The sequence below is a fragment of the Bradyrhizobium sp. Ken51 genome (genome assembly GCF_055807435.1).
This window is the reverse complement of sequence record NZ_JBVVPB010000030.1, coordinates 60,527-81,996: the sequence shown is the minus strand read 5'-3', so window position 1 is coordinate 81,996 and position 21,470 is coordinate 60,527. Positions and strand designations below refer to the sequence as shown.

General features: G+C 62.7%; 16 protein-coding genes and 6 pseudogenes. 10 read left to right on the top strand and 12 right to left on the bottom strand.

Annotated elements, in window-relative coordinates; translation table 11 throughout:
• The coding region (locus AC0L27_RS33655) for an SbmA/BacA-like family transporter (RefSeq protein ID WP_473321977.1) at positions 1-579 on the top strand (579 nt) is incomplete at its 5' end.
• Positions 580-1,036: 457 nt separating this feature from the next.
• Here the strand turns inward: AC0L27_RS33655 and AC0L27_RS33650 are convergent.
• The gene (locus AC0L27_RS33650) at positions 1,037-1,624 is read right to left on the bottom strand and encodes a GNAT family N-acetyltransferase (protein ID WP_473321975.1); all 588 of its coding nucleotides are present in this window, start codon (positions 1,622-1,624) and stop codon (positions 1,037-1,039) included.
• A 450-nt stretch (positions 1,625-2,074) separates the two neighbouring features.
• Between AC0L27_RS33650 and AC0L27_RS33645 the strand changes: the two are divergent.
• Both AC0L27_RS33645 and AC0L27_RS33640 read left to right on the top strand, forming a co-directional pair.
• Positions 2,075-2,351: pseudogene (locus AC0L27_RS33645) on the top strand (aldehyde dehydrogenase family protein); the annotation flags it as partial.
• Between the two features lie 64 nt (positions 2,352-2,415).
• Positions 2,416-2,677 (top strand): annotated as a pseudogene (locus AC0L27_RS33640) (MFS transporter); the annotation flags it as partial.
• On the opposite strand, the pseudogene AC0L27_RS33635 reads toward AC0L27_RS33640, so the two are convergent.
• The 8 genes and pseudogenes from AC0L27_RS33635 to AC0L27_RS33600 form a co-directional block, all read right to left on the bottom strand.
• Positions 2,677-2,918 (bottom strand): annotated as a pseudogene (locus AC0L27_RS33635) (type 2 isopentenyl-diphosphate Delta-isomerase); the annotation flags it as partial. The pseudogenes AC0L27_RS33640 and AC0L27_RS33635 overlap by 1 nt on opposite strands.
• 19 nt (positions 2,919-2,937) lie before the next feature.
• Positions 2,938-3,840 (bottom strand): terpene synthase family protein, encoded by a 903-nt coding sequence (locus AC0L27_RS33630; protein ID WP_473321972.1) that lies wholly within the window; start codon positions 3,838-3,840, stop codon positions 2,938-2,940.
• Positions 3,837-5,387, bottom strand: a complete 1,551-nt coding sequence (locus tag AC0L27_RS33625) for a hypothetical protein (protein WP_473321971.1) — start codon at positions 5,385-5,387, stop codon at positions 3,837-3,839. Before AC0L27_RS33625 ends, AC0L27_RS33630 begins: the two co-directional genes overlap by 4 nt.
• 307 nt (positions 5,388-5,694) lie before the next feature.
• Positions 5,695-6,693 carry a polyprenyl synthetase family protein gene (locus AC0L27_RS33620; RefSeq protein ID WP_473321969.1) on the bottom strand — a complete coding sequence of 333 codons (999 nt, stop codon included), beginning with the start codon at positions 6,691-6,693 and terminating at the stop codon, positions 5,695-5,697.
• Between the two features lie 106 nt (positions 6,694-6,799).
• Entirely contained in the window at positions 6,800-8,143 is a 1,344-nt protein-coding gene (locus tag AC0L27_RS33615; RefSeq protein ID WP_473321967.1) for a cytochrome P450, read from the bottom strand.
• Entirely contained in the window at positions 8,140-8,988 is an 849-nt protein-coding gene (locus tag AC0L27_RS33610) for an SDR family oxidoreductase (RefSeq protein ID WP_473321995.1), read from the bottom strand. Before AC0L27_RS33610 ends, AC0L27_RS33615 begins: the two co-directional genes overlap by 4 nt.
• Positions 8,975-10,576: a cytochrome P450 gene (locus tag AC0L27_RS33605; RefSeq protein WP_473321966.1), complete on the bottom strand. Its 1,602-nt coding sequence runs from the start codon at positions 10,574-10,576 to the stop codon at positions 8,975-8,977. The genes AC0L27_RS33610 and AC0L27_RS33605 overlap by 14 nt, the downstream gene beginning before the upstream one ends.
• A 92-nt stretch (positions 10,577-10,668) precedes the next feature.
• Positions 10,669-11,871 carry a cytochrome P450 gene (locus tag AC0L27_RS33600; RefSeq protein WP_473321964.1) on the bottom strand — a complete coding sequence of 401 codons (1,203 nt, stop codon included), beginning with the start codon at positions 11,869-11,871 and terminating at the stop codon, positions 10,669-10,671.
• 208 nt (positions 11,872-12,079) lie between these two features.
• Here AC0L27_RS33600 and AC0L27_RS33595 point away from each other — a divergent pair.
• The 4 genes and pseudogenes from AC0L27_RS33595 to pdxR all read left to right on the top strand — a co-directional run.
• Positions 12,080-12,229, top strand: a pseudogene (locus AC0L27_RS33595) (hypothetical protein); the annotation flags it as partial.
• A 43-nt stretch (positions 12,230-12,272) separates the two neighbouring features.
• Positions 12,273-12,398: pseudogene (locus AC0L27_RS33590) on the top strand (recombinase family protein); the annotation flags it as partial.
• Positions 12,399-12,452: 54 nt separating this feature from the next.
• Positions 12,453-12,684: pseudogene (locus AC0L27_RS33585) on the top strand (Tn3 family transposase); the annotation flags it as partial.
• Positions 12,685-12,784: 100 nt separating this feature from the next.
• Positions 12,785-14,317, top strand: coding sequence for a MocR-like pyridoxine biosynthesis transcription factor PdxR (gene pdxR / locus AC0L27_RS33580; RefSeq protein WP_473321962.1), 1,533 nt, complete (start codon positions 12,785-12,787; stop codon positions 14,315-14,317).
• 249 nt (positions 14,318-14,566) lie between these two features.
• Here pdxR and AC0L27_RS33575 read toward each other — a convergent pair whose 3' ends face one another.
• Positions 14,567-15,211, bottom strand: coding sequence for an FMN-binding negative transcriptional regulator (locus AC0L27_RS33575; RefSeq protein ID WP_473321961.1), 645 nt, complete (start codon positions 15,209-15,211; stop codon positions 14,567-14,569).
• Positions 15,212-15,273: 62 nt separating this feature from the next.
• Positions 15,274-15,492: a rubredoxin gene (locus tag AC0L27_RS33570; RefSeq protein WP_473321958.1), complete on the bottom strand. Its 219-nt coding sequence runs from the start codon at positions 15,490-15,492 to the stop codon at positions 15,274-15,276.
• 479 nt (positions 15,493-15,971) lie between these two features.
• On the opposite strand from AC0L27_RS33570, the gene AC0L27_RS33565 reads away from it, so the two are divergent.
• From AC0L27_RS33565 to AC0L27_RS33555, 3 genes are all read left to right on the top strand, one after another.
• Positions 15,972-16,289, top strand: coding sequence for a LysE family transporter (locus AC0L27_RS33565; RefSeq protein WP_473321994.1), 318 nt, complete (start codon positions 15,972-15,974; stop codon positions 16,287-16,289).
• A gap of 166 nt (positions 16,290-16,455) precedes the next feature.
• The gene (locus tag AC0L27_RS33560) at positions 16,456-17,658 is read left to right on the top strand and encodes a diaminopropionate ammonia-lyase (protein ID WP_473321956.1); all 1,203 of its coding nucleotides are present in this window, start codon (positions 16,456-16,458) and stop codon (positions 17,656-17,658) included.
• A gap of 6 nt (positions 17,659-17,664) precedes the next feature.
• Entirely contained in the window at positions 17,665-17,901 is a 237-nt protein-coding gene (locus AC0L27_RS33555) for a hypothetical protein (protein WP_473321955.1), read from the top strand.
• Positions 17,902-19,806: 1,905 nt separating this feature from the next.
• On the opposite strand, the gene AC0L27_RS33550 is transcribed toward AC0L27_RS33555, so the two are convergent.
• On the bottom strand, positions 19,807-21,045 hold the full coding sequence (locus tag AC0L27_RS33550) for a cytochrome P450 (RefSeq protein WP_473321953.1): 1,239 nt from the start codon (positions 21,043-21,045) through the stop codon (positions 19,807-19,809).
• Between the last annotated feature and the right edge of the window lie 425 nt (positions 21,046-21,470).

The window sequence follows — 21,470 nt, the reverse complement described above, 5'->3', positions numbered from 1 at the left end:
TTGGCCTTCCTGCCGGTTCTGGTGAGGCTGTCCAGTAACATCACGGAGCTGCCTCTGCTCGGCTCGATTCCTTATCCACTGGTGTTCGCCGCAGTCATCTGGTCGATCCTGGGCACCGGCGTTCTCGCGCTTATCGGCATCCGTCTGCCCGGAATCGAATTTTTCAACCAGCGGGTCGAAGCGGCCTATCGCAAGGAGCTGGTGCTCGGCGAGGATGATGTGGCGCGTGCCAATGCTCCGACATTGAGCGTGCTGTTTAGCGACATTCGCAGGAATTACTTCCGTCTCTATCTGAATTTCATGTACTTCAATATCGGCCGGATCGTCTATCTGCAGACTGACGCCATCTTTCCTTATCTGCTGCTTGCGCCTACAATCATCACAGGCAAGATCACCCTCGGCGCGATGAACCAGATCCTCAATGCATTCACGCAAGTGCGAACCTCGTTTCAGTATCTCGTCAACTCCTGGAGCACGATCGTCGAACTGATCTCGATCTATCAGCGGCTGCGGAGCTTTGAGGCAAAGATCCACGGTGGGCTACTGCCGTCGATCGAGACACAAAAACAGCCAGCCTGAGGCAGGAGTTGACGAAACCCGGCCCTTGAGTCGCTTGCCGCACACCCGATCCGACGCCTCCCACGCCGCGGTCGTCGCGTCCTTGATCGTAGCGTCATGTCTACGCTTGCGCTCTCGAGGTGCCTCGACCGGCCCCGGTTCAACCGTTGCGCGTACCCGAATTGCAGGCACCGCGTGCTTGCGGATGCCAACCCGTCGTCGCGCATATCGCTCGAGGATGCGCCTCTTTTCCGCCCGGCGCCGACCGGCCACGATCCGTTACGGCCGATACCACCTGCCGCCGCGCGCCCATGCTGATCTTTCCCGCCATAGACGCCACCGGACTAATTCGATGGCGCCCACTCAATTACCGGCGAGAAGTTGTCCAGTAACCATCCGGACGAGGCAATGGGCCTCAGTTCGGCGTCTGCAAGGACGCTCCAGGAGCCGCAGCATGCGAGGCATCTCCGAATTCCGCTCAATACGCCTTTCGCAACATCGGCGTAAGTGGGGGTGAGCAACCGTGCTGTATCTCTCCAATAATCTTGAACCCGTGGCGTTGGTAAAAGGGAATGTTTTCAGGATTCGAACTTTCGAGGTAGGCAGCGATGCCCTGCTCATCGCAGCGTTGAAGAGCGTACTTCATCAGCAATGTGCCAAGCCCTTGTCCGGCCCAGTTCGGATCGACAGCGATGACGGGCAAATACCAATGTGGCTCGGAGGGATGATGTTCGGCCATTCCCTGGCGTAGGTGTGCCATATGTTCGCTGATTTCCGGGCGCAGGGACAGCGCCATGATTGCGTCCAGCGCATCCTCATCCTGCTGCACGCCGGGAGGCAGCCACAGGGCCGCGGCGCGACTGTCTGCCGCGACGTATGCTGTGCCATGCTCGAATGCTCGTCCGCCACAGGCGTTGATGAACTGAGTCATGCTGCCAAGATATTGCCCAGGGTCCGGCCAACTCCAACGCATCAAAGGATCGGCGGCAAAGCCGAGGACAATTGTCCAGACGATTCTTGCCCGAATACTTGCGTTCGCCGAGGTGACGCCCGGCTCGCTTGTCATGTTGCACCGCTTTTTCGATCGCAGAGTTGAAGGTTGGAGCACACGACCGATACCTTGGACGTGAGCGGAATGGTTGTGCCCCCGAAGATCGGATCCCTTTAGTTTCCGTCTCCCGCTCTCATCCTGTCTCAGAAGACCGCCTTCGACCGCCGCTTCGGACGGAGATTCCTCGCTGGAGGCCCTGACTGTTGGACCTGGACCTGGATCTGGATCTGGCGAGGACTTGTGCTTTTCGCCATGAGAGCGTCATCTGGATCCTGCCCTTTCCGAAGGAAGGGTTCGTTTTATCGGCGTCGACAACTCTGCCAGCTTTCCGAAAGCAGCGAAAAGACGATTTGAGTTACAAGGTGATCTGTTTCGCCAAATGTTGCGAGTTGCATTCGCTCGAGAGTCTAAGCACTGCAGCATAATTTGTAACCTGCCAACCCAGGTAGGTGCTTGGCATTCTCTGCCCTAAGGATTGCCAACGACTTCCGCTTCGGCCTTGCCGCAGCGATCCGCACCGGTGACGTCGCCCGCACGCATCGAGTTGCCGCCTCCGTTTCAACGATCTCACCGGCTCGACCCCGCCTCGCCCTGGGGCGGGCTCGGCTATTCCGCCACCGGCCGCGAATGCGGCACCGAGAGCTTCGACGACCACTTCAACACCAAGAGCGTGATGATCGCCACGCACGAGCAGCCGTTCGACTGGTATCGCGACACGGCCAACCAGAAGCGGCTGAACTAACATGACGACAAGCGGCAGACGTTCGAAGAAGGCGGGCCGCATAAAGCATAAAGGGAGAGTGTCAATGTCGACATCCGTGAACGCAGGCACTCGTCTTGTCGACTGCCGGTCGGGCCGTTCCACCGCGGCATCATGCTGCTGATCGGCATCGGAATGTTTTTCGAGGGTTTTGACATCTACATTGCCGGTACCGTGCTGAGCGTGATGCTGAAGACGGGCTTTTCGACCCTCGCTGAGAATGTGGTGTTCATCTCCGCGGCCTTCGTCGGCATGATGCTGGATCGTTCGGTACCGGATTTCTCGGCGACCGCTATGGACGACGCTTCGCGCGCATGTCTTGCCCAGCGGCCAGGCCGCAGAGCTCGATCTGCGTCAAGTCCAACTCAGGCAATGCGCAGTGTTCGAAAGCGATATACTCCCAGGCGGCGGCGACCGTGGCCGGCGCCGTTCGGCGATCCAGCACGACGTCCAGTTAGTCGTCCTTGCACCGGCTCAGGGCGGTGTCGCTCTGCTCGCTGCATCGGGTGACGGCGTTGCGTCGGATCGGACCGACGGCAGCGGGCGCACGCCGCCGCCTCCCGCGCGTTCAGCCGGGCGCACACTGGGCTGCGCCCGCGGCGTCCCTGCGGTAGCGGCTGGTCGAGGTATGGTAGTACTGCGCGCGGATGGCCGCCATGGCCTCGATCAACGCTCCCCACGGCGCGGGCAAGCGTTCTTCCGCCATCAGGCGGTTCAGCATGCGCGTATGGCCGGCCAGCTCGTCCTTGAGGAACTCCACCACAGGCATAGCCGGATAGCGCTGCAGCAGCAGGATCGCCGCGTTGTCGGCCTCGCCGGCCGACCTGTCCTTGTCGCGTCCATGCAGATCGTTCTGCAGACGCCCTATCGCGGAGATGAGCCGCAGGACCTGGCGAAACGCCGGACGCGCCCGCAAGGTGGCCATGTCCAGCCCCCACAGCAAAGACAGGCAACAGAACACATTCGCGTAGGCGATCGAATCGATGCCGTTGTGCAGGTACTCGGCGTAAGACCAGCGTTCCGCCCCTGCCGCCCGCGCGTGTCCGGCGCGCAGCGCCGCGCAGTAGCGCCGGGTATCGTCGAGAAGCTGAGCATAGTCGCGACGATCGTAGGCGAGTGCGGCCAGCGAGGCGCGCAGCACAGCGCAGCCCTCGAATCCGGGGAGCGCGCACGGCACGCCCTGCCCCAGCGCCTGCTCCACAGCGGCGAGCTGCTCCGGCGCGATCAGGCCAACGTCGTTGCAATCGTCGAGCCAGAACAGCAGCGCCAGTTCGCGGTAGAACGCCACGATCAGCGTTTCGTCCTGCGGATCGCGGCCGGTGCGGGCGCTGGCGTCGCGCAGGCTCGGGTGGATGCGCTGCAGGATGTACTGGCCGCCCCTGACCGCTTCCTCGGCATGCTCATCGGCGAACCCGGTCAGGGAATGCCCCCACTCCACCACCTGCTGCAGCGCGCGTTCGGTCTGGATCATGGCACCGCTCCTGCTGCCTCGGCCAGGGCGCGTCGGCCCCAATGAAGCGCCAGCCACAAGCCGGCGAGTTCAGCCACGCGCACGACCCGCGTGGGGCAATACAGTTCCTTGCCGATCCACAGCGGCGTCTGCGGCAATGGATGCGCCGCATGGCGGGCGAGCATCCACTCCAGCGCACGCGCCACCGCCAGCGCGATGCGCCGGCGCCCTGTCGCCTCTTCGCTCCCGTCCATCACGTGCAACGCGAACAGCGCATAGGCGGTTTCCTCGAATGTGGACGCGCGACCGGCGCCCCAGCCGCCGTCGTTGCGCTGCGCCGGCAGCAGCGCCGCCAGCGCGCGCTCGTCGCGCCACTGGGGCTTGCCTTGCGCCAGCGCTGCTACCGCGTGCGCGGTGGGATACAGCCACGAAACGTGCCATTTTTCGTTGTCCCATAGACCCTGCGGGTTGCGATTGGCCTCGACGTAGGCGGTGGTGCCGGCAGTGGGCTTTCCCAACAGTCGCAACGCATGCAGGGCATGGATGTTGGTCGACACCGAGGCATTGCGCTCGCCGGGGAAGGTGACGAACAGCTCGCCGCATTCGAAATGGCGCAACGCATCGACCGCCGGCTGGCGGCCTGCAAGGCGCAGGACGCACAACGCAATCGCGGTGTCGTCCGCATCGGCCGCGAAGTGCAAGGACGGGCCCAGGCCGCGCACGCCCAAGCGGGCGTCGAGCTGCAAGACGATCACGTGCACCGCCTCGGCGAGCGCGGGATGTGTGAACAGCCCGGCCAAATGCAGGGTGTACAGCGACCAGCATGGCTCGAACACATTGATCGGCCAGACGTTGGGAATGACACCTTCGATGCCGCTGCGCGTCGCGCGCGATGCTGCCTGCAGATACGCGTCGGCGCGCCCGACCTGCGGCGTGCTCTCCTGTGTCACGGCCTGCGCACGCCAGGCGGCGGTGGCCGCCGGACTGATACCGATGCTGCCGTCGTGATCCGGGCATGCGGTGCTCGGCGACGTCCCCCAGGCTTCCCAGGAGTGCAGCAACGGATGGCCGCTCGGCAACGTCGCCATTGCCCCAAGCTTGACCAGGCACGCTTGCCGCAACGGCAACAGCGCCAGGTGGCGCGGAAACGCCACGCCGTCCAGCAAGGATGCGGCCTCGGCGCAAAGCTGCGGCAGGATCAGCTCCGCGCCGATCGGCGCGTCTTCCGGCACCGCATGCGCGTAGGGATCGGGCAGGCGTTCGAGGAACCGGGTTGCAGCCTGGACTGCGTCGGCAGCGCTGGGAAGAGGATCGGCACTCTGCAATGCCAGCAACGCCGCCCACGTGGGCGCATGGCGGAACAGCGGGAAGTCCGCACTTCCCCATCCGCCATCGGCCTGTTGCTGCGCGATGAGCCACGCATATGCGTCCTGCCGACCGGTGACGTTGCCGTGGAATTGCAGAGCTCGCGCCGTGTCGTAGACGGACGGACCGACGCTGCCGCCGTCGCTCATCTCGCTCAGCAAGTGGCGCAATTCGGAAAGGATCTGTTCGGACTTCGCGTTCACGCGCCCTGCTCCTTCTCCAGCCCGTTGACGAGAACCAGGATGGGGCAGACGCCGCGCGCGTCGCCGCAGGCCCGTCGCGGCCCCGCGCATGGGCAGCGCCGGACGGCCGCCCTGCTCCGGCGCGGCGAGGCTCCCCGATCCTGGCGCCGGTCCGCCGCATAGGCTTGGGCGCAGCCCGCCGCGTGCGCTGCGGCCGTGCTGGGCAATCGCTGCGATCGGCGCCGCGGACTCGGACACAGTGCAGCATGCACCGCTGCCGCCGGTCCATGGCAGTGGCACTGGAGCGGCTCCATGCGGACGGTCGCGCTCATGCGCATGGCGTGTGCTTGAACAGATACGCGTTGGCCCGCTGCAGCATCTGCGCCAACCGTTCCGCGCGCGGCCCCAGCGGGGCGATGGCCTCCCCGGCGTCGCGCAACAGATCCAGCGCGAACTGGCGCGCAGCCTGCAGCCCCATGATCGACGCGCAGGTCGGCTTCTGCGCCGCCGCGTCCTTCCCGGGGATCTTGCCCAGCGTCGCCGTATCTGCTGTCGCATCGAGAATGTCGTCGACCACCTGCAATGCCAGGCCGAAACGGGCGCTATAGCAATCGAGCGCAGAGTACAGCGCAGCGTGTGCAGCATTGTCCGCGATGGCGCATAGCGCGCCCATGCGGACGGACGCGCGCACCAGCGCTCCGCTCTTCATCCGGTGCATCGCCAGGATCCTGTCCAGCTCGACGTGCTTTCCGACCAGCGACAGATCCACTGCCTGCCCGCCTGCGGCACCCTCGGCGGACACTGCCTGCGCCAGTTCGCGCACGAGCGCGATACGGTTGTCGCCCGGCCCATCCAGGCTCGCCAAGGTCAGGAAGGCGTGCGCCTGCAGCGCATCGCCGACAAGGATTGCAGTGGCTTCGCCGAACTTGACATGCACGGTCGGAAGGCCGCGGCGAAGCACGTCGTCGTCCATCGCGGGCAGGTCGTCGTGGACCAGGGTACAGGCGTGCATCATCTCGATGGCGGCGCCGACGTGGTCGAGCATATGCGCCGGCGTGTCGGCTAATGCGCCGGCAGCCATGCAGAGCAAGGCGCGGGTGCGCTTCCCGCCATTCAAGGTGGCGTAGCGCATCGCCGACATCAGCTCGGTCCCACCGTCGTTTTCGGCGCAGAGAAGACGCGCCAGCGCCTGTTCGACCCGCTTTGCGCCGTCCTGCATCCAGATCTCCGGAAGCAGCCTGGCGGATGCGCCGCGCCCCTGCGCGCCCAATCCGCCGAGCGCGGAAACACCAGTTCGTCCGTCGTGTTGCGTGTAACCGGTCTGCATCTCGTTTATGTCCTTGTACCTGAAAGGAGACGGCCACGGCGAGTGGCGAGCCGCCGCGGTATTGCCGGCGTGGCTGCCTCGCCACACCGGCGCAAGCGATGCCAGCTCATGAGAATCCGATGCGGATTTTCATGGACGGATGTGCGGTCGGGTAATAGCGCCGGCCTTTTTCGACGCCGCTCAGCAACCGCGGCCGCACCCCGGCCTTGTGCATGGTCAGCGCCAAGGCGATGCAGAACTGCACCAGTTCCAGCCATACCAGGTGGTAGCCGATGCAAACGTGTGGGCCGGTACCGAACTGCAGCATGTCCACCGGCCGGATCGGCTCCGTGCGTTGCAGCCACCGCTCCAGGCGGAACTGATCAGGCGCCTCGTGCAGCAGCGCCGAAGTTGAGAAATACAGCAGCGGGATGCACAGATGGGTGCCCGCGGGAATGCGCCGTTGGCCGAGTTGTAATTCCTGCAGCGCGCGACGCGGCAGGAGCGTGGTCGTCGGATGCACGCGCAGCGTTTCGCGGAATAGGGCCTCGGCGACGGGACACTGCGCCAGGTCCGCGTGCCGGGTCGGCACCGCGCCGACGCGTTGCGCCTCCTCGACCAGGGTGTCCCACAGCATAGGCTGGCGCGCCAGCTCGACCACCATCCAGGCCATCGTCGAAGCGGTGGTGTCGTGACCGGCAAGCAGCAGCAAGCGGATATTGGCGATCAGGACGTCATCGGAGAGCGCATCGTCGCTTCGATCGAAGGCGCTCACCATGTGCTTGATCAACCCGGTGCGCGCGGCATGCGCGCGCGCGTCGCGGACGAACTGGCGCAACTGCGCGTCGATCCAGTCGCGGGCGGCGCGGCCGCGCCGCAAGGGCAGTCCGGGCAGGTCGACAGGGGGCGCGACGATCAACTGCAGCAGTTGCCGGTACTTGCGATGCCATCCCGGCAAGTCCTGCGCGGGGATTCCCATCAGGCCGAAAATGAGCTTGAGCATCAAGTCGCCGGTTTCGCGCAGGATGGTTACCTCCCGGCGGTCGCGCCACGCCTGCACCCGCGCTCGGATGACGGGCGCGAACAGGTCGCCGATACCGGCCTGGGTCAGCCCCTTGGGCAGGAACGCCGCCTTGATCGCATCGCGCGCCTGCCGGTGCGCGCCGCCGTCCTGGGCGACCAAGGTTCCGGCAAACAATTCGGGCGCGATCTCCTCGATCAGCGCCGAGGACACGTCCTTGTGCCGGAGCAGAGCGAACGCATCCGGATCCACGCACGTCATCAGGTGTCCGGCAGGGCCGAAATCCAGCCAAAAGTGGCTGCCCAGCGTCCGTTCCGCGCCCCGCAGCAAGCTCGGCAGGTCACACATGATGGCGGGAAGATGCCCCACCAAGGGGAAAGCGCCGGGCACGACCGGTATGTCGAACCGCAGCCGGTGCCGACGGTTTAGCGGGTTGAGCAGCATGTTCATCCGCAGCGCGGCGCCGCGGCCGCTTCGGCGGTGTCGCCGGCAGGCCGCGCGACGCGGCTGTTGCCACCGTCGGCGTACGTCGGCACATGCGCCAGCATGCCGCCGTCGATGCACACCACCTGGCCGGTGATGAACGCCGCATCGTCGGAGAGCAGAAACGCCACCAGCGCGGCCACGTCCTCGGGGCGGCCGATGCGCGGCAGGAGCTGGTGCCGGCGCAGATGCCGTTGCTTGCGCTCGTCCAGCTTGGCGAGGAGACGCTCGGTCATGATGAGACCCGGCGCAACCGCGTTGCAGCGGATCTGCGCATGACCGTACTGGGTGGCGAGCGAGGCCGAGAGCATGTTCATCGCCGCCTTCGACGCGGCGTAGGACGTCTGCGCGGTATCACCGCTGAGCCCCTGGCATGACGACATGTTGACGATCGCGCCACCGCCGCGGGCGATCATCGGTGGGATGGCCTGCCGGCAGCAGAGCAGGGTGCCGCGCAGATTGGTCGCCATGGTCTGATCCCAGACCGCCAGATCCAGGTCGCGGATCGCGCCGTCGCGCGGGGTCAGATGCATGGCGCTCGCGTTGTTCACCAGCAGCTCGACGCCACCGAAGTGCCGCTCCGCCGTCTCGAACAGCACTGCCACCGCCTGCGCATCGGCGATGTCCATGGCTAGGGCCAGCGCGTGGCCCGCTTCGGCCGCGATCTGCGCGGTGCAGGCGATGGCCGCCGAGCCATCAATGTCGGCCACCACCACTCTGCCGCCCTCGCGCGCGATGGCAAGCGCGCATGCCTTGCCAATGCCGGAGCCGGCGCCGGTCACTACGGCCACCTTGCCTTCAAACCGTCCCATCGTGTCCTCGTGGATTGCGCTGGTCTTTCGCAGCATGCCGCTCGGCCTCCGCCGGAGCAGGCGCAGGGTCGGCGCTGGCGCGCTCGTCATCAGTAGCGTCGCCTTCGATGACCCGAATGGCGGCGACCGGGCACTGGCTGGCCGCGAGCCGCACGTCGGCGTGCAGCGCCTGCGGGATGGTCGTCACGCACACTTCGGCCACGCCGTCCGGTTCGCGCTGGCGAAAGGTGCCCGGCAGCGTCAGCACGCACTGCCCGGTGGTTCCGCACAGATCCTGGTCGACCACGACGCGCATCTCAGGCCCCCCCTGCGCATCCAGCCGCACCGGCAGCGTGCGGAACGTCCTAAGGAACGCGGAGGGCTCCCGGGTCGGCTGCTCGGCCAATGCCAGCGTGGGGAAGCGCGCCTGGATCCGCGGCAGGCACTCGGCCAACTGCACCCGGGCGAGTTGCGCACCGAGGCAGAAGTGGATGCCGTGGCCGAAGCTCAGCATGATCTTCCCGTCCGTCGACATGCCAGGACTGGTGCCGTAGAACCGCGCGGGATCGAAGCGATCGGGATCAGCGAAGGCGTCCGGGTCGCGATTGCCGGCCGCGATCAGCACGCGCACGTCCGCGTCTTTCGGGATCACCACGCCGCCCAGTTCGATGTCGCGCCGGGCGATACGCGGAATGGAGCTGAACATGGCGGGCGCGTCGCAGCGCAGGACTTCTTCGACGAATGCCTTCACCCCCACGGCGTCTCCCTGCAGCCAGTGCCGCTGCTCGGGATACGCCAGCATCGCCAGGACCGCATGGTCGATGGTCGCAGCAGTGGTGGCGAAACCGCCCAGCAGCATGCCCCATAGCATGCTGATCAACTCCGCATCCGACAACGTGTCGGCATCGTCGTCGTGTGCGCCGACCAGCCTCGAGACGATGTCGTGGCAGGGATCGGTGCGCTTGCGCTGTATGAGGTCGCCGAAGTAGGCCTGCACCCTGCCGCTGGCCGCATCCGCCGCGGCGAGCTGGGGATCGCTGGCGTGCGGGCTCAGGCCTTCCAGAATGGCGCCGATGCCGGCGGCGAGCCCGAACATGTCGTCCGGGGGCATGCCGAACAGTTCGGCGAAGACCAGCATGGGCAAGGCCAGCGCGAATTCCCGATGCAGGTCCACCGCCTCCCCGCGTTCCAGCGCAGGCGCCATGCCGTCCAGGCGCGCTGCGACGATGCGCGCGATGCTCGGCCGCAGGTCGTCGATCTGGCGCATGGTGAAATCGCGCGAGATCAGCCGGCGCAGACGCGTATGCGTCGGTGCGTCCTTCATCGCCAGCGTGGACGCCAGCAGATTGAGCGACAGGCTGGTCGCCGCACGCGGAAAATAGCGCGCAAGTTCGCCCGGCGCCGGTCCCCGCAATGCATCGCCCGTGGCCTTGAGCGCCCAACAGATGTCGGCGTGGCGGCTCAACAGAAAGAGGCCCGAGGTCGCGCGATGCACCGGATCGTGCTCGCGCAACCACCGCATGAACAGATACGGGTCGTGGATACACGCTGGCGACGCGAGTTCTGCGAAGGCGTCCCGGCATGCTGCCGTGGTTTGTTGCACGTCCATCTTGGTCACCTGTTGGCTGGCTGATCTGACCGGTGCACGCCAGGCGCCAACCAATTGCGGAGAAGATCGCGATTCCGAGCGGCGTCCGCGCCTCACCAGAGCACCGGAAACTCCTCGAACCCGCCAGTGATGATCTCCTTGCGCAACTTCAGCTCTTCAGGCGCCACGGCCAGGCGCAGCGCGGGAAAGCGCTGGAAGATCGAACCGAACACCACCTTGAGTTCCAGCCTGGCCAACGCCAAGCCGATGCAGTAGTGCGGCCCATAGGAGAACGCCAGGTGCGGCTTTGCGTCGCGTCCGATGTCGAAGATTTCCGGGTCTTTGAAATGGCGCCGATCGAACGACGTCGCCGACAGGCCGACCAGCACCTTGCTCTCCGCGGGAATATGCACGCCCGCGACGATCACGTCGGTCCTCGGATAACGCATGATGCCGTCCCAGCCCGCGCCCGGCGGGTACATGCGCAGAATTTCCTCCACCGCCTTGTCGACCAAGGATGGATCGCCGACCAGGCGTTCGCGCTGTTGCGGATGGCGGAACATGGCCAGCAGGCCGAATTCGATTTGCGCGAGGGTGCTCTCGTGCCCCGCCACCAGCATGCCCGCCGCCAGGCCGATCGCCTCTTCCTCGTTCGCCCTGCCCTGGTCGACCGCCGCGAGCAGATCCGTCAGCAGGTTGTCGCCCGGATCCTTGCGCTTGTCCCGCATCTTGCCGCGAATGTAGGCGCGCAGTTCTTCCCAGGCCAGGCGCGACGCGCTGCGCGGGCCGCTTTCATGCTGGTGCGTCATCACCTCGTCGGACAGCCCGGCGAAAAAGGCGTGATCCTCGTAGAGCACGCCCATCAGCGCGGTGATGACCATGGCCGGAAGCGGAAAGGAGAGGTGGCGCCGCAGGTCGGCGGGCTGGGGCTGGGCCGCGAGCGTCTCGAACAACTGCGCGGCGATCGCCTCGACCTGCTGCGCGAGCAGCTTCACCCTGCGCTCGCTGAAGGCCGGCGCCACGATCGTGCGTAACCGGGCATGCTCGCTCCCTTCGTGCGAGACCAGCCACCCCGGCGAACCGAGCATCACCGAATCCGGAGTGAATGCCGCCGGTGGCATTCCCGCGGGCCGGAACGCCGCGTCAGACAACACCGCCTTGGCCTCGTCGTAGCCTGTCACCCACCAGCCCTCGTGCCCGGATGGGAAGCGCACGCGGTGGATTGGACCGTTCGCGCTTAGCGCCAACATCTCGGGCGAGGGCTCGATGTGATCGACGCGCCACATCGGCAGCGTCGCCAAGGCTCGTTCGGACATGTTGGCAGTTCACTCTCTCAGCGATGGAGGGCGGAAGGTGACAGGCAGGCGCTGCGGGCAGCGGCTTCACGTGCGCTTGCGTTCCCTTCTGTTCGTCGACGATGATCGGCGGAAGGCGGCCGGACCCTAGGGCCTCAAGTTGGCTTTAACCACCTACCGAATCTTGTAGTAGCCCCACTAAGCTAAACGCCTGGTGGTGCAAGAAAATATGCGGAGAACTTTGTCGCCACGCGCTGCCATACGGAAACCTATTTCCGATGGGTATCCGCCTATGTTGGTTGGCTACATGCGCGTGTCGTCGGACTCCGAGCGACAGAGCACGGACGTGCAGCGCGAGTTGCTGCTCGCCGCCGGCGTTGATCCGCGTCACCTGTTCGAGGGTCACGCCTCGGGTGCGAAGGATGACCGTATCGGCTGGCGCGGGCCTCGAATTCGTCCGGCCCGGCGACGTGCCGGTCGTGTGGAAACTCGACCGGCTCGGCCGCTCGCTCTCGCACCTGCTCGCCATCGTGACCTCGCTCAAGGACAATCGGGTGGCGTTCCGCTCGCTGACCGAGAACCTGGACGCCACACGCCCTCGGTCGAATTCCTGGTGTGCCAGGCTGATCGCCAACGCAGTCATCTTCTACAACTCGGGCATCCTGTCGCGGCTACTGACGAACTACGAGGCGAACGTTAACGCCAACGCGCTGGCGCCTATCACCCAGATGTTGCCGCCAGCTTGGCGGCACGTCCTGCGAACGGGTTACAGCTTCCAGAGCGACGGCAAGATGATCGACCTAGACACGCTTGTGGCGGCTGGAGTTGGGATGACCGAAATTTCGGCGGTTCAGGCTTAGAATTCTTCAATGCCTGCCGGAATTGGCCTATTGTTTGCGTCGAAATGCGGCAGGACAGATAGGCCAGAACTGCAATGGTAAGGCGCCGAAACATTGTCGCGATTCCCTCGCTGGGATCTCTCGACAAGACCGCTCGGAGAGTCGGACACCAACTCACAGAGGCACTCCGTGAGGCGATATCGAAGGGAGTCTTGAAACCGGGCGAACCGCTGCCGTCCACCCGAGCCCTTGCTGCATCGCTCCAACTTGCGAGAGGTACGGTCATCGAGGCATTTGGTCAGCTACATGCGGAAGGCTATCTCCAGGCGCGCGCCAGAGGCCGGACCATCGTAGCGAACGTCAATGGCGAGAGCGAACTCGTGAGCCCCGCGCAGGCATTCATCGAGCCGCCGCGGATCGGCCCTGTGTTGGCGGAGAACGTCGCCCGTCTTGCAGAGGTCGCGCAAACTCTTCGACCCCAAGGGACGACGCCATTTGCAATCGCTCATCCGGCAGGCGCGGTCGCCCCGGATGACAAGTGGCGCCGCCTTGGTAATCGCGTCCGAGCGCTACGCGTGGCTGCTCCGTCAGGGTACATCGACCCGAAAGGATTGCCAGATTTGCGGATCGCGATTGCCGAGTACGTCCGTAAGGCCCGTGGAGTGAAATGCGAGCCCGGTCAGGTCGTGATCACGGCAGGTACGCAGCAGGGTCTTTTTCTCGCTGCAACCGTTCTTCTTGCGGACGGAGACGCGGTATGGGCTGAAGACCCAGCCTATCCCGGTATTGTCGCGCTCCTCGGAAACTTCAACGTCCAGACCTGTCGGGTTCCTGTCGACGAACAGGGCATCGACGTCCAGGAAGGTCTCGTCCGACGTCCGAAGGCCCGGGTCGCCTTCGTTACACCATCGCATCAATACCCGCTCGGCATGCCGATGAGCATGGCCAGGCGCACGGCTCTGTTGTCGTGGGCCCGTCAAAACAATGCATGGATTGTCGAGGACGACTACGACAGCGAGCTTCGCTACGCGGGACATCCATTTCCATCCCTGCAGGGACTTGATCCTACACGCGTCGTCTATCTCGGGACGATGAGCAAGGTGCTATTTTCCTCGATGCGGATCGGATACGCCATCGTTCCCGTTCCCCTGGTGAATGCGTTCGCGGGCGCCCGTGCTCTTATCGACCGCCATTCTCCGACGGCCGATCAATATGTGCTCGCACAATATATGCGCGAGGGCTATTTCGAAGCTCACATACGGCGCATCCGGGGCGCTTATGCAGAACGGCGCGCAGCCCTGATCTCCGCCATCGAGACAGAGCTGCCATCCTGGGCAGCGCTCCAACCAAGCGACCAAGGTATGCACCTGGTGCTCTGGCTTCCTGCCGGCCTCGACGATGTCAAGCTTGCCGACCAAGCACACAACGCCGGGCTGGTCGTGCGACCGATCTCGCCCATGTATCAAGATGCGCCTGCTCGCGTCGGTCTCATGCTCGGGTTTGGCGGCTTTTCCGTCGCGGAATTGCAGGCCGCCGCAGTTCGCCTGAAAGGCGTACTTGAGGCATCGGTCCGCGCGAACAGGAAGGCCAAACTGTCCAAGGGCCCACGGATGAAAATTGCCAAATAATATCGGATGGCCGCGCTCAGGTCTTTCGCGGCGCTCGCCGCGAACTAGAACATTGGATCGCGTGCTCCGCAGCGCCGGGAAGAACGCGCACTGATCTCCAGCTTTTGAGTCCAATAGCACAGCTTTCGACATCATCCGTGCTTTCACAGGGCCGCCGATGGGTTTGGCCCGCCATACCCTGCCCCGACGATTGCAGGTGGGTTGTTGTGCCCACGATCTTTCCGAGCATGTCGCTCGGTCGCGTAAGATTCAGGCCTGCTCCGCTTTGGCCACAGCGGCGGCCAGCATTGCATCGCCGATCACATCCTTGCCCTGCGCCTTGAGCGCGTTCCCTGCACCAAGAATGTCCCGGACCTCTTTATTTTGACTGAGCTTCGACTTGCCGACGAGCCGTGTGATCTCGATTTCGATCCCGACGATCATCTTGAGCATCGTATCGATATAATCCTTGGGGCTATCGGTCATCTTCCAAGGATTCGCCTGCTTCGCCTCATGGATGCGCGTCAGCCGCGCGACCAAGCCACGGACGTAACGCTCATCGTCGCGGATCGTCACGCGTCCGTACACATGTGCCACAATATAATTCCAGGATGGAACCTGTTTCTTGAACTCGACCTTGCTCGGATACCAGTTCGGCGAGATGTAGGCGTCCGCGGCGCGGAACACGATCAGCACCTCGTCGCCCGTGGAGATGTCCTGCCAAACGGGATTCGCGCGAGCGACATGTGAATGAAGCACGCCCTGCTGCCCTTCGTTCGCGTGCAACTCGAAAGGCAGGTGATTTGCGTCCAGCCCGCTCTTCCCGTTGGTAAAGAGGATGCCAAGAGGATTTTTGTCGATGAGATCGTGAAGCGCCTCGGGGCGCGACTCGGCGAAATGTGGGGGGACGTACATGCTAGCTCCTTGGCCATTGATGAATGCCGCGCACGCTGCTCACAGCATCAACGGGTTTTCGTTCAGACCTCGGTCATCTGGAATTCACTCTTGCCTGCGCCGCAATCGGGGCAGATCCACTCGTCGGGGACGTCTTCCCAGCGCGTGCCCGGCGGAATGCCCTCGTCCGGCCATCCCTCCCGCTCGCTGTAAACAACCCCGCAGAGCGCGCACATCCAAGTCTTGTAAACCGGTGTGTCGACCGCCGTTTCGGAGTGCAGGTGAGCGCTTTGGTTGCCCATATCGGTTCCCTATGCTGTGGAGCGTTCATGAGACCATGTAGCCCACAGCTGGTTCATCCAATAGTGCCAGTCTGCGGCATTCTTGCTGTACCAGATTCACGTCCCCTGGTTTTGGTCGCGGCGGTCAACCCGGCAGTAGGAGATATCTCAGAGAACAAGTGCATTCGTACTTCGAGCAGCCGAAACTGCCCGCGCAAATGAGCCAGAACCGACAGCGGCCGACCGACGGCGTTAGAACTGGCTTTGCAGCGAGCCACACGGCCGCTGCGGTCCTGAGCTTCAGCAATTTGCGCTCAGGCCTGAAACGGGTCTAGCCATCATGCACGAAGATTGGCGCCACGAACGCCAGTTGAAACGATGATGGGGGTGAGCGATGTTCGCCTCGCATACCTTCTTCTTGGTCCTGACCGCGGCATGCTTGTGGCGGTCATGCCAGGCCCGGGCCTCCTCTATATTTGGCCGGACGCTTGCTGGCAGAAGTGAAGGGCTCGCATCGAGCGTTGGCCTGGGTACCGGCCGGCTTGTCCACATTTCGGCGCGCCGTCGGTCTGTGTGCCCTTCTTGTCGCAAGCGCGCAGGCGTTCGCCTTGCTGAAGAACGTCGGAGGCCTATATCTCATCTGGCTCGGGATCAAGGCGTGGCGCGAGGCACGTATCGTCGATCCGATGGAGGTGCAGACGACAGATACGCATTCGGCTTTTCGCTCAACCCAAGTTATCATCCTTCCTCGTGCCCGAAAAGAGCAGTGCAGCCGCAAGGGTGAGAGATGCCGGCAGCGCTCTCCCGCCAGATCTTGAACATGCAGGCATCATCCAGCCGATCCTGAACACCGTCAGGTCTTCATCGCGAGCGGCGTCCATTTCTCGCGCATTAGGAGAAGGCGTGACATCGCTGGGATTGCCGCTAGTGTTTCGACAAGCGCATCGCCGCGATGCTTAGAGCTGCGTCCCAGGAATTCAAACCATGTTGCTCCTTAACCATCGCACTGACCACCGGGCGCCTTTGGACGGTGCGGATGCCAACATGCTGGGTTGCGAAGCTGCGCGCGAGGTGGAGCGGTTTCTTAGATATCGCAATGGCCACAACGAAACACCGCTTATTTCTTTGCCGGGTCTCGCCGACGAGATTGGCGTGGGCTCGATCCAAGTCAAGGACGAGGGTCATCGCCTCGGCCTTGGCAGTTTCAAGCCTTTGGGCGGCTCCTATGCCGTGATCCGGCTCGTCTTAGAGGCAGCAACTCGGCGCCTCGGCAGGGATGTTGACTTGCCGGAGCTTCACGCACCTGTGGTGCAGGCCGTAGCACGGGGAATGACGGTATCTTGCGCCACAGATGGCAATCACGGTAGGTCCGTAGCGCAGGGCGCCCAGCTGGTGGGGGCCAATTGTGCTATATTCATTCACTCGGGAGTCAGCGATCAGCGTAGCGCAGCAATCGCCCGATATGGCGCGCAGATGATCCGCGTCAACGGCAACTATGATGACTCCGTTGCCGAAGCATCCCGAGTCGCCGCAGAGAACGGCTGGATCATGGTGTCCGACACGTCCTGGCCGGGCTACGAGCGTATCCCTGGGTTGGTAATGCAGGGATATACCGCGCTCCTGAGTGAAGCACTACGACAGTTGCCCGAACCTCCGACCCACGTCTTTGTCCAGGCAGGAGTCGGTGGACTGGCCGCGGCGGTCGCCGGACATTTTTCGGTGTTGTTAAGTGATAAGCGCCCGTTCTTCACGGTTGTCGATCCATCGCGCGCAGCGTGCCTTTTTGAAAGCGCTCGAGCCGGGCATCGCATCAAGGTAGCTCATGGGCAGCCGACAGTGATGGCGATGCTCGAATGCTACGAACCTTCGCTCGTCGCTTGGCGGATCCTTTCGCGCGCAGCCGACGCTTTTATGATTGTCGATGAAGAGGACGCCATCGGGGTCATGAACCGTTTGGCCAATCCCGGGGCCGGTGATCCAGCTGTCGTTACAGGCGAAAGTGGCGGGGTTGGTCTGGCGGGGTTGCTGAAAGTTGCTGCCAATTCGACCTTGCGCGGCCAGATTGGCCTTGGACCTGACGCACGGGTCTTTCTCATCAATACCGAGGGTGCGACGGATCCTGGCGTTTACGAAAAGCTCGTGGGTCGGTCTCCATTGCAAGTGGCCAGGAGAAATCTTGGAGTCTAGACGCTCATGATCCACGGCCCGTTCGGTGAACTCGTGACGGGGGACGAAAACCCAATAGAAGGCCAAGAACGAAGGCATCCAGCGATTGATCCTACGCTTGAAATCCGCCGCATTATTTCTGCCCCTAACCAAGACCCGACGCACGTTTTCGGCGCAAAAGCACTGGCTTTGACGGCTTGCCGCAAGAGCAAACGCTATGATTTTGGCACTTTGCAATCCAATCGCGTTCGTCTCATGGCATGATACAACAGCTTCACTTTCTTGTTGATCCGGCACACCTCCTATGAGCCGTTCCTGATTGCGTTACGGCTTTTCGAGTAACCCGTCGACATGCGTGGACTCCTCATCCTTCTTACGGCTTTCGTGATCATGTTGGCGGCCCGCGGCCAGCACCAAAGTGCTTTCATGCCGCACCCGACCACGCCCATGCCACCCGTCAACGTGCCCTAACGTCTGTCGGTAAGAAAAAAGGCTTCTGATCCACTCAGAATGACTGCGCCCATCTTTACCGCTGCCTTTGGGGCTGCGAGAGCACTTATCGCTGGCATTTCGTCGGTATCGAGATCGAGCTTTCGACTTATAACGCTCGTAAGCGACTGGAAGGACAACAGCTGGCGCGCTACTACATGGTGCAAAGCCTACGGCTAGCCATCCAGCACCGAAGCAAGCTCAAGATCCAAAGACGAAAGGTTGCGCGCTAAAGCTCGTTTTCCATCTTTCCGCTGACGTGAGCAGCGGTTGCTTGCGAGCGAACGCAGGCAGATCAGGAGCGGCAACAAGGGACTGCTAGGCTGACTTCGGCGCATTCTTCAGATAGACGATAGCTCGACGTCCCGCAGACGTCAGCTCTCCCAGAGTGGTCTTTCCTGCCCGCACCGCTTGGATCAGATGCTCGGCGACGTACCGACGGCTTTCGTGGTCACCGCCATTTGGCAGCTCCACACACACCTGGTCCAAGACCAGGCCCATATTCGCTTGAACTTCTCGCGTAAATTCGCCAGCTCTCCTTTCGAGAATGCGACAAGGCTAGTGCCGTTTTTGCAGTCGGTACAGCGCAGATTTGTCGAGCGGTTAAAGCCTCTTCGCGTGCAGAAGTAAATTCATGGTTTGACGCGGCTCGGTATCTCCGCAATTGACGCGCGAGGCGCTTGGGTTCGAATCGTCTTGTTGGGAGAAGACGGAATCGTCGCGCACGGCTCGAATTTTCCACGCTCTCGGCAGCCGCATGCCCGACGGCCGGCCGAGCCTCACCTGTTGTGGCGGGCACAATGGTCCTCAGATGGGCGGCCACGGTCCTCTGGCTCGCCGCGTCAAGAGGCGGAAAGCTTTCGCGCGGGTCCGGAGAGAAGGCGATCGGCGGGAGCCGTGGGAGCCCACTTCGTAGGCCGCTCAGTATGTCGCCGGAATTTAGCTAGCCTGAAGCGCTCGATAACGGGCTACGCTTGAAAGCGTAGCCGCGGTGTCGACCGCTGAACTGGAGCGGTGTTACGCGAGCCGCGCGCCAAGTTCTCCAGTAACCGCTATGCGACCAAACCGCTCAATCACTGCATCAGCCAGTGGATGCACCCAGCCACCTCATTCTCGACGGGTGCCCTTGCATGTCGAAGAATGCCGCCGAACGCGAGCTGCGGGATCTCGCCCCGAGAAAGAAGGAATTTGGACCTTCGCCAGCTCCGATGCGGGCGGCCGGCGTGCGGCTGCGATCTCTTCCCCAGCAAGGTCGACGACATTGATCCCGCAACCTGCCTTGCCGACGTTCTGCCTCACCTGCGGGGTCAACCTGCCAATTGCACTCACCAAGTGCGGTCTTTGAATTGGCAGCCTCAGAGCGCCGCTCGCGCCGCTTAAGCTCGATCAGTCTTCCGCCAACTCCCCAAGGTGAACGCGAGCGGGCATTTCGCCCAAACGAGGCGAAAGGGCCGGCTCGGCGGAGCACAACCAGGACCCACAAAGCGAGGACAACCAGAGGCGATACCGGCGGGAGGCGTGACGAATATCGCGATCCGCCGGCGAGGGGCGACGTTCGCGCAATGTTGGAAACAACAAGGGTAAGGTAACGCCCCTGAACTTACCCAGAGAACTGGTCTCCACAATTTGTTGTCCTAACCGGATCTGCACGATCTCGATACTGTTGAACGTGGCTCGAGATTAGTCTGGAATCTGCACCGGCAGCGCGGAATAACCGTGGACAAAATTGGATTGAACTCGCTCCGGTTCGCCGACCACCTTTACCTCCATTGATCGGTTCAGCATCTCCTCCCAAAGGATTTTCAGCTGCAGCTCCGCAAGATGCCTTCCCACGCAACGATGAATCCCAAACCCAAAAGCGAGATGTTTCCGTACATTTCCACGATCAATGATGAAGCTGTTGGGGCTCGCAATGACCTCGTCGTCTCGGTTGCCAGAGATGTACCACATCACAACTTTATCGCCTCGCCTGATTTCCTTGTGGCCAATCGTGAAATCGTCGACAGCGGTCCGCCGCATGTGCGCAATAGGCGTTTGGTATCGTATGATCTCGGATACCGCTCCCGGCACGAGCGAAACATCATCGCGGAGTTTTCGCATTTCGGACGGATTTTGGCTCATGAACAAGACGCCACCGGTAATCGCGTTGCGCGTAGTATCGTTACCTCCAACAATCAGCAGAATGAGGTTGCCCAGGAACTCACGCGGCGCCATGTTTCGGGTCGCCGGTGAATGCGCCATCATCGAGATTAGGTCAGCGCGCGGCTCCGAATTCACTCGTTCGCTCCAAAGCCGTGTGAAATAGTCCAGGCACTCCGACAGCACCACCTTTCGCTTTTCCCAGCTGTCGATCTGGTCGTCCATTTGTGGGGTCAAGACAGCTACGTCCGACCAGTAGGTCAGCAGCCGTCGATCCTGAAATGGAAAATCGAACAGCGTGGCCAGCATTTGGGTCGTCAACTCGATCGAGACCCTGTCCACCCAGTTGAAGGTATCATTGCGCGGCAAACCGTCCAAGATCTTCTGGACCCGCGAGCGGATCAAGCCTTCAAGCTTCGCCAGGTTCTCCGATGCCGCTATCGGACTGATAGTCTTACGCTGCTGAGCATGGAGAGGAGGACTCATTTTTATGAAACTCGGAGTCCAATACTTCTCCGGCGGGTCGACGATTGTGACGCTTCGCTCTGATGAGAATATTTTATGATTAGAGTCCACGGCTATGATGTCGCGGTATTTTGTTATCGACCAATATGGTCCGTATGGGCTCTCTTCGCAATAATGGACGGGATCTTCCCTTCGCAGCCGCTCGAAACAGGGCCAAATGGTATCATCCTCAAAGCGCTTGGGCTCGCTTACATCAAGGCTGCTCAGCGGAATATCAGCCCTCTCGCAAGCGTTCTCGGCCGATAAGGCTGTCATGGTTGTCTCGTGGACATTGGCATGCAATTTTGCTTCCTCAGCTGAGTGCGCTGTTTAGACCTCGCTTGGAAGCTCGGGCGAAACACAACGAGCTTGGGCGGTGCACTGACTTGTGTGACGCATGTCCGTCGCTCGGGTTCCCGAAATCTGACATCATCTTACCGGCGGAAGGTTAGGCGGGCATTTGGTTCGGCCCTGGCGAAGAATAATGGAAAGGCGGGCGAAGCTCCCCTATCAGGATTGGGAGGCGCGAGAACGTGACTATATGCGGTACTCAACATCAGGACGCAAGCACTCGCAGCTACGGCACCAAGCCGCCTATCCTCAGTATCCCGGGCAGGCGCGCCCCTTTGCCACTCGGCTACTTACATCGCGCGAGCAGATGGACCCCCTAACACGATAGAGACTAAGAAGAGTCGCGGGCC

What these genes read in the sequence shown, in the direction of transcription:
- AC0L27_RS33650 (WP_473321975.1), bottom strand. Translation starts at nt 1,624, where the DNA reads ATGACAAGCGAGCCGGGCGTCACCTCGGCGAACGCAAGTATTCGGGCA.
- AC0L27_RS33630 (WP_473321972.1), bottom strand. Translation starts at nt 3,840, where the DNA reads ATGATCCAGACCGAACGCGCGCTGCAGCAGGTGGTGGAGTGGGGGCAT.
- AC0L27_RS33620 (WP_473321969.1), bottom strand. Translation starts at nt 6,693, where the DNA reads ATGCAGACCGGTTACACGCAACACGACGGACGAACTGGTGTTTCCGCG.
- AC0L27_RS33615 (WP_473321967.1), bottom strand. Translation starts at nt 8,143, where the DNA reads ATGAACATGCTGCTCAACCCGCTAAACCGTCGGCACCGGCTGCGGTTC.
- AC0L27_RS33610 (WP_473321995.1), bottom strand. Translation starts at nt 8,988, where the DNA reads ATGGGACGGTTTGAAGGCAAGGTGGCCGTAGTGACCGGCGCCGGCTCC.
- AC0L27_RS33605 (WP_473321966.1), bottom strand. Translation starts at nt 10,576, where the DNA reads ATGGACGTGCAACAAACCACGGCAGCATGCCGGGACGCCTTCGCAGAA.
- AC0L27_RS33600 (WP_473321964.1), bottom strand. Translation starts at nt 11,871, where the DNA reads ATGTCCGAACGAGCCTTGGCGACGCTGCCGATGTGGCGCGTCGATCAC.
- pdxR (WP_473321962.1), top strand. Translation starts at nt 12,785, where the DNA reads ATGGTAAGGCGCCGAAACATTGTCGCGATTCCCTCGCTGGGATCTCTC.
- AC0L27_RS33575 (WP_473321961.1), bottom strand. Translation starts at nt 15,211, where the DNA reads ATGTACGTCCCCCCACATTTCGCCGAGTCGCGCCCCGAGGCGCTTCAC.
- AC0L27_RS33570 (WP_473321958.1), bottom strand. Translation starts at nt 15,492, where the DNA reads ATGGGCAACCAAAGCGCTCACCTGCACTCCGAAACGGCGGTCGACACA.
- AC0L27_RS33560 (WP_473321956.1), top strand. Translation starts at nt 16,456, where the DNA reads ATGTTGCTCCTTAACCATCGCACTGACCACCGGGCGCCTTTGGACGGT.
- AC0L27_RS33555 (WP_473321955.1), top strand. Translation starts at nt 17,665, where the DNA reads ATGATCCACGGCCCGTTCGGTGAACTCGTGACGGGGGACGAAAACCCA.
- AC0L27_RS33550 (WP_473321953.1), bottom strand. Translation starts at nt 21,045, where the DNA reads ATGACAGCCTTATCGGCCGAGAACGCTTGCGAGAGGGCTGATATTCCG.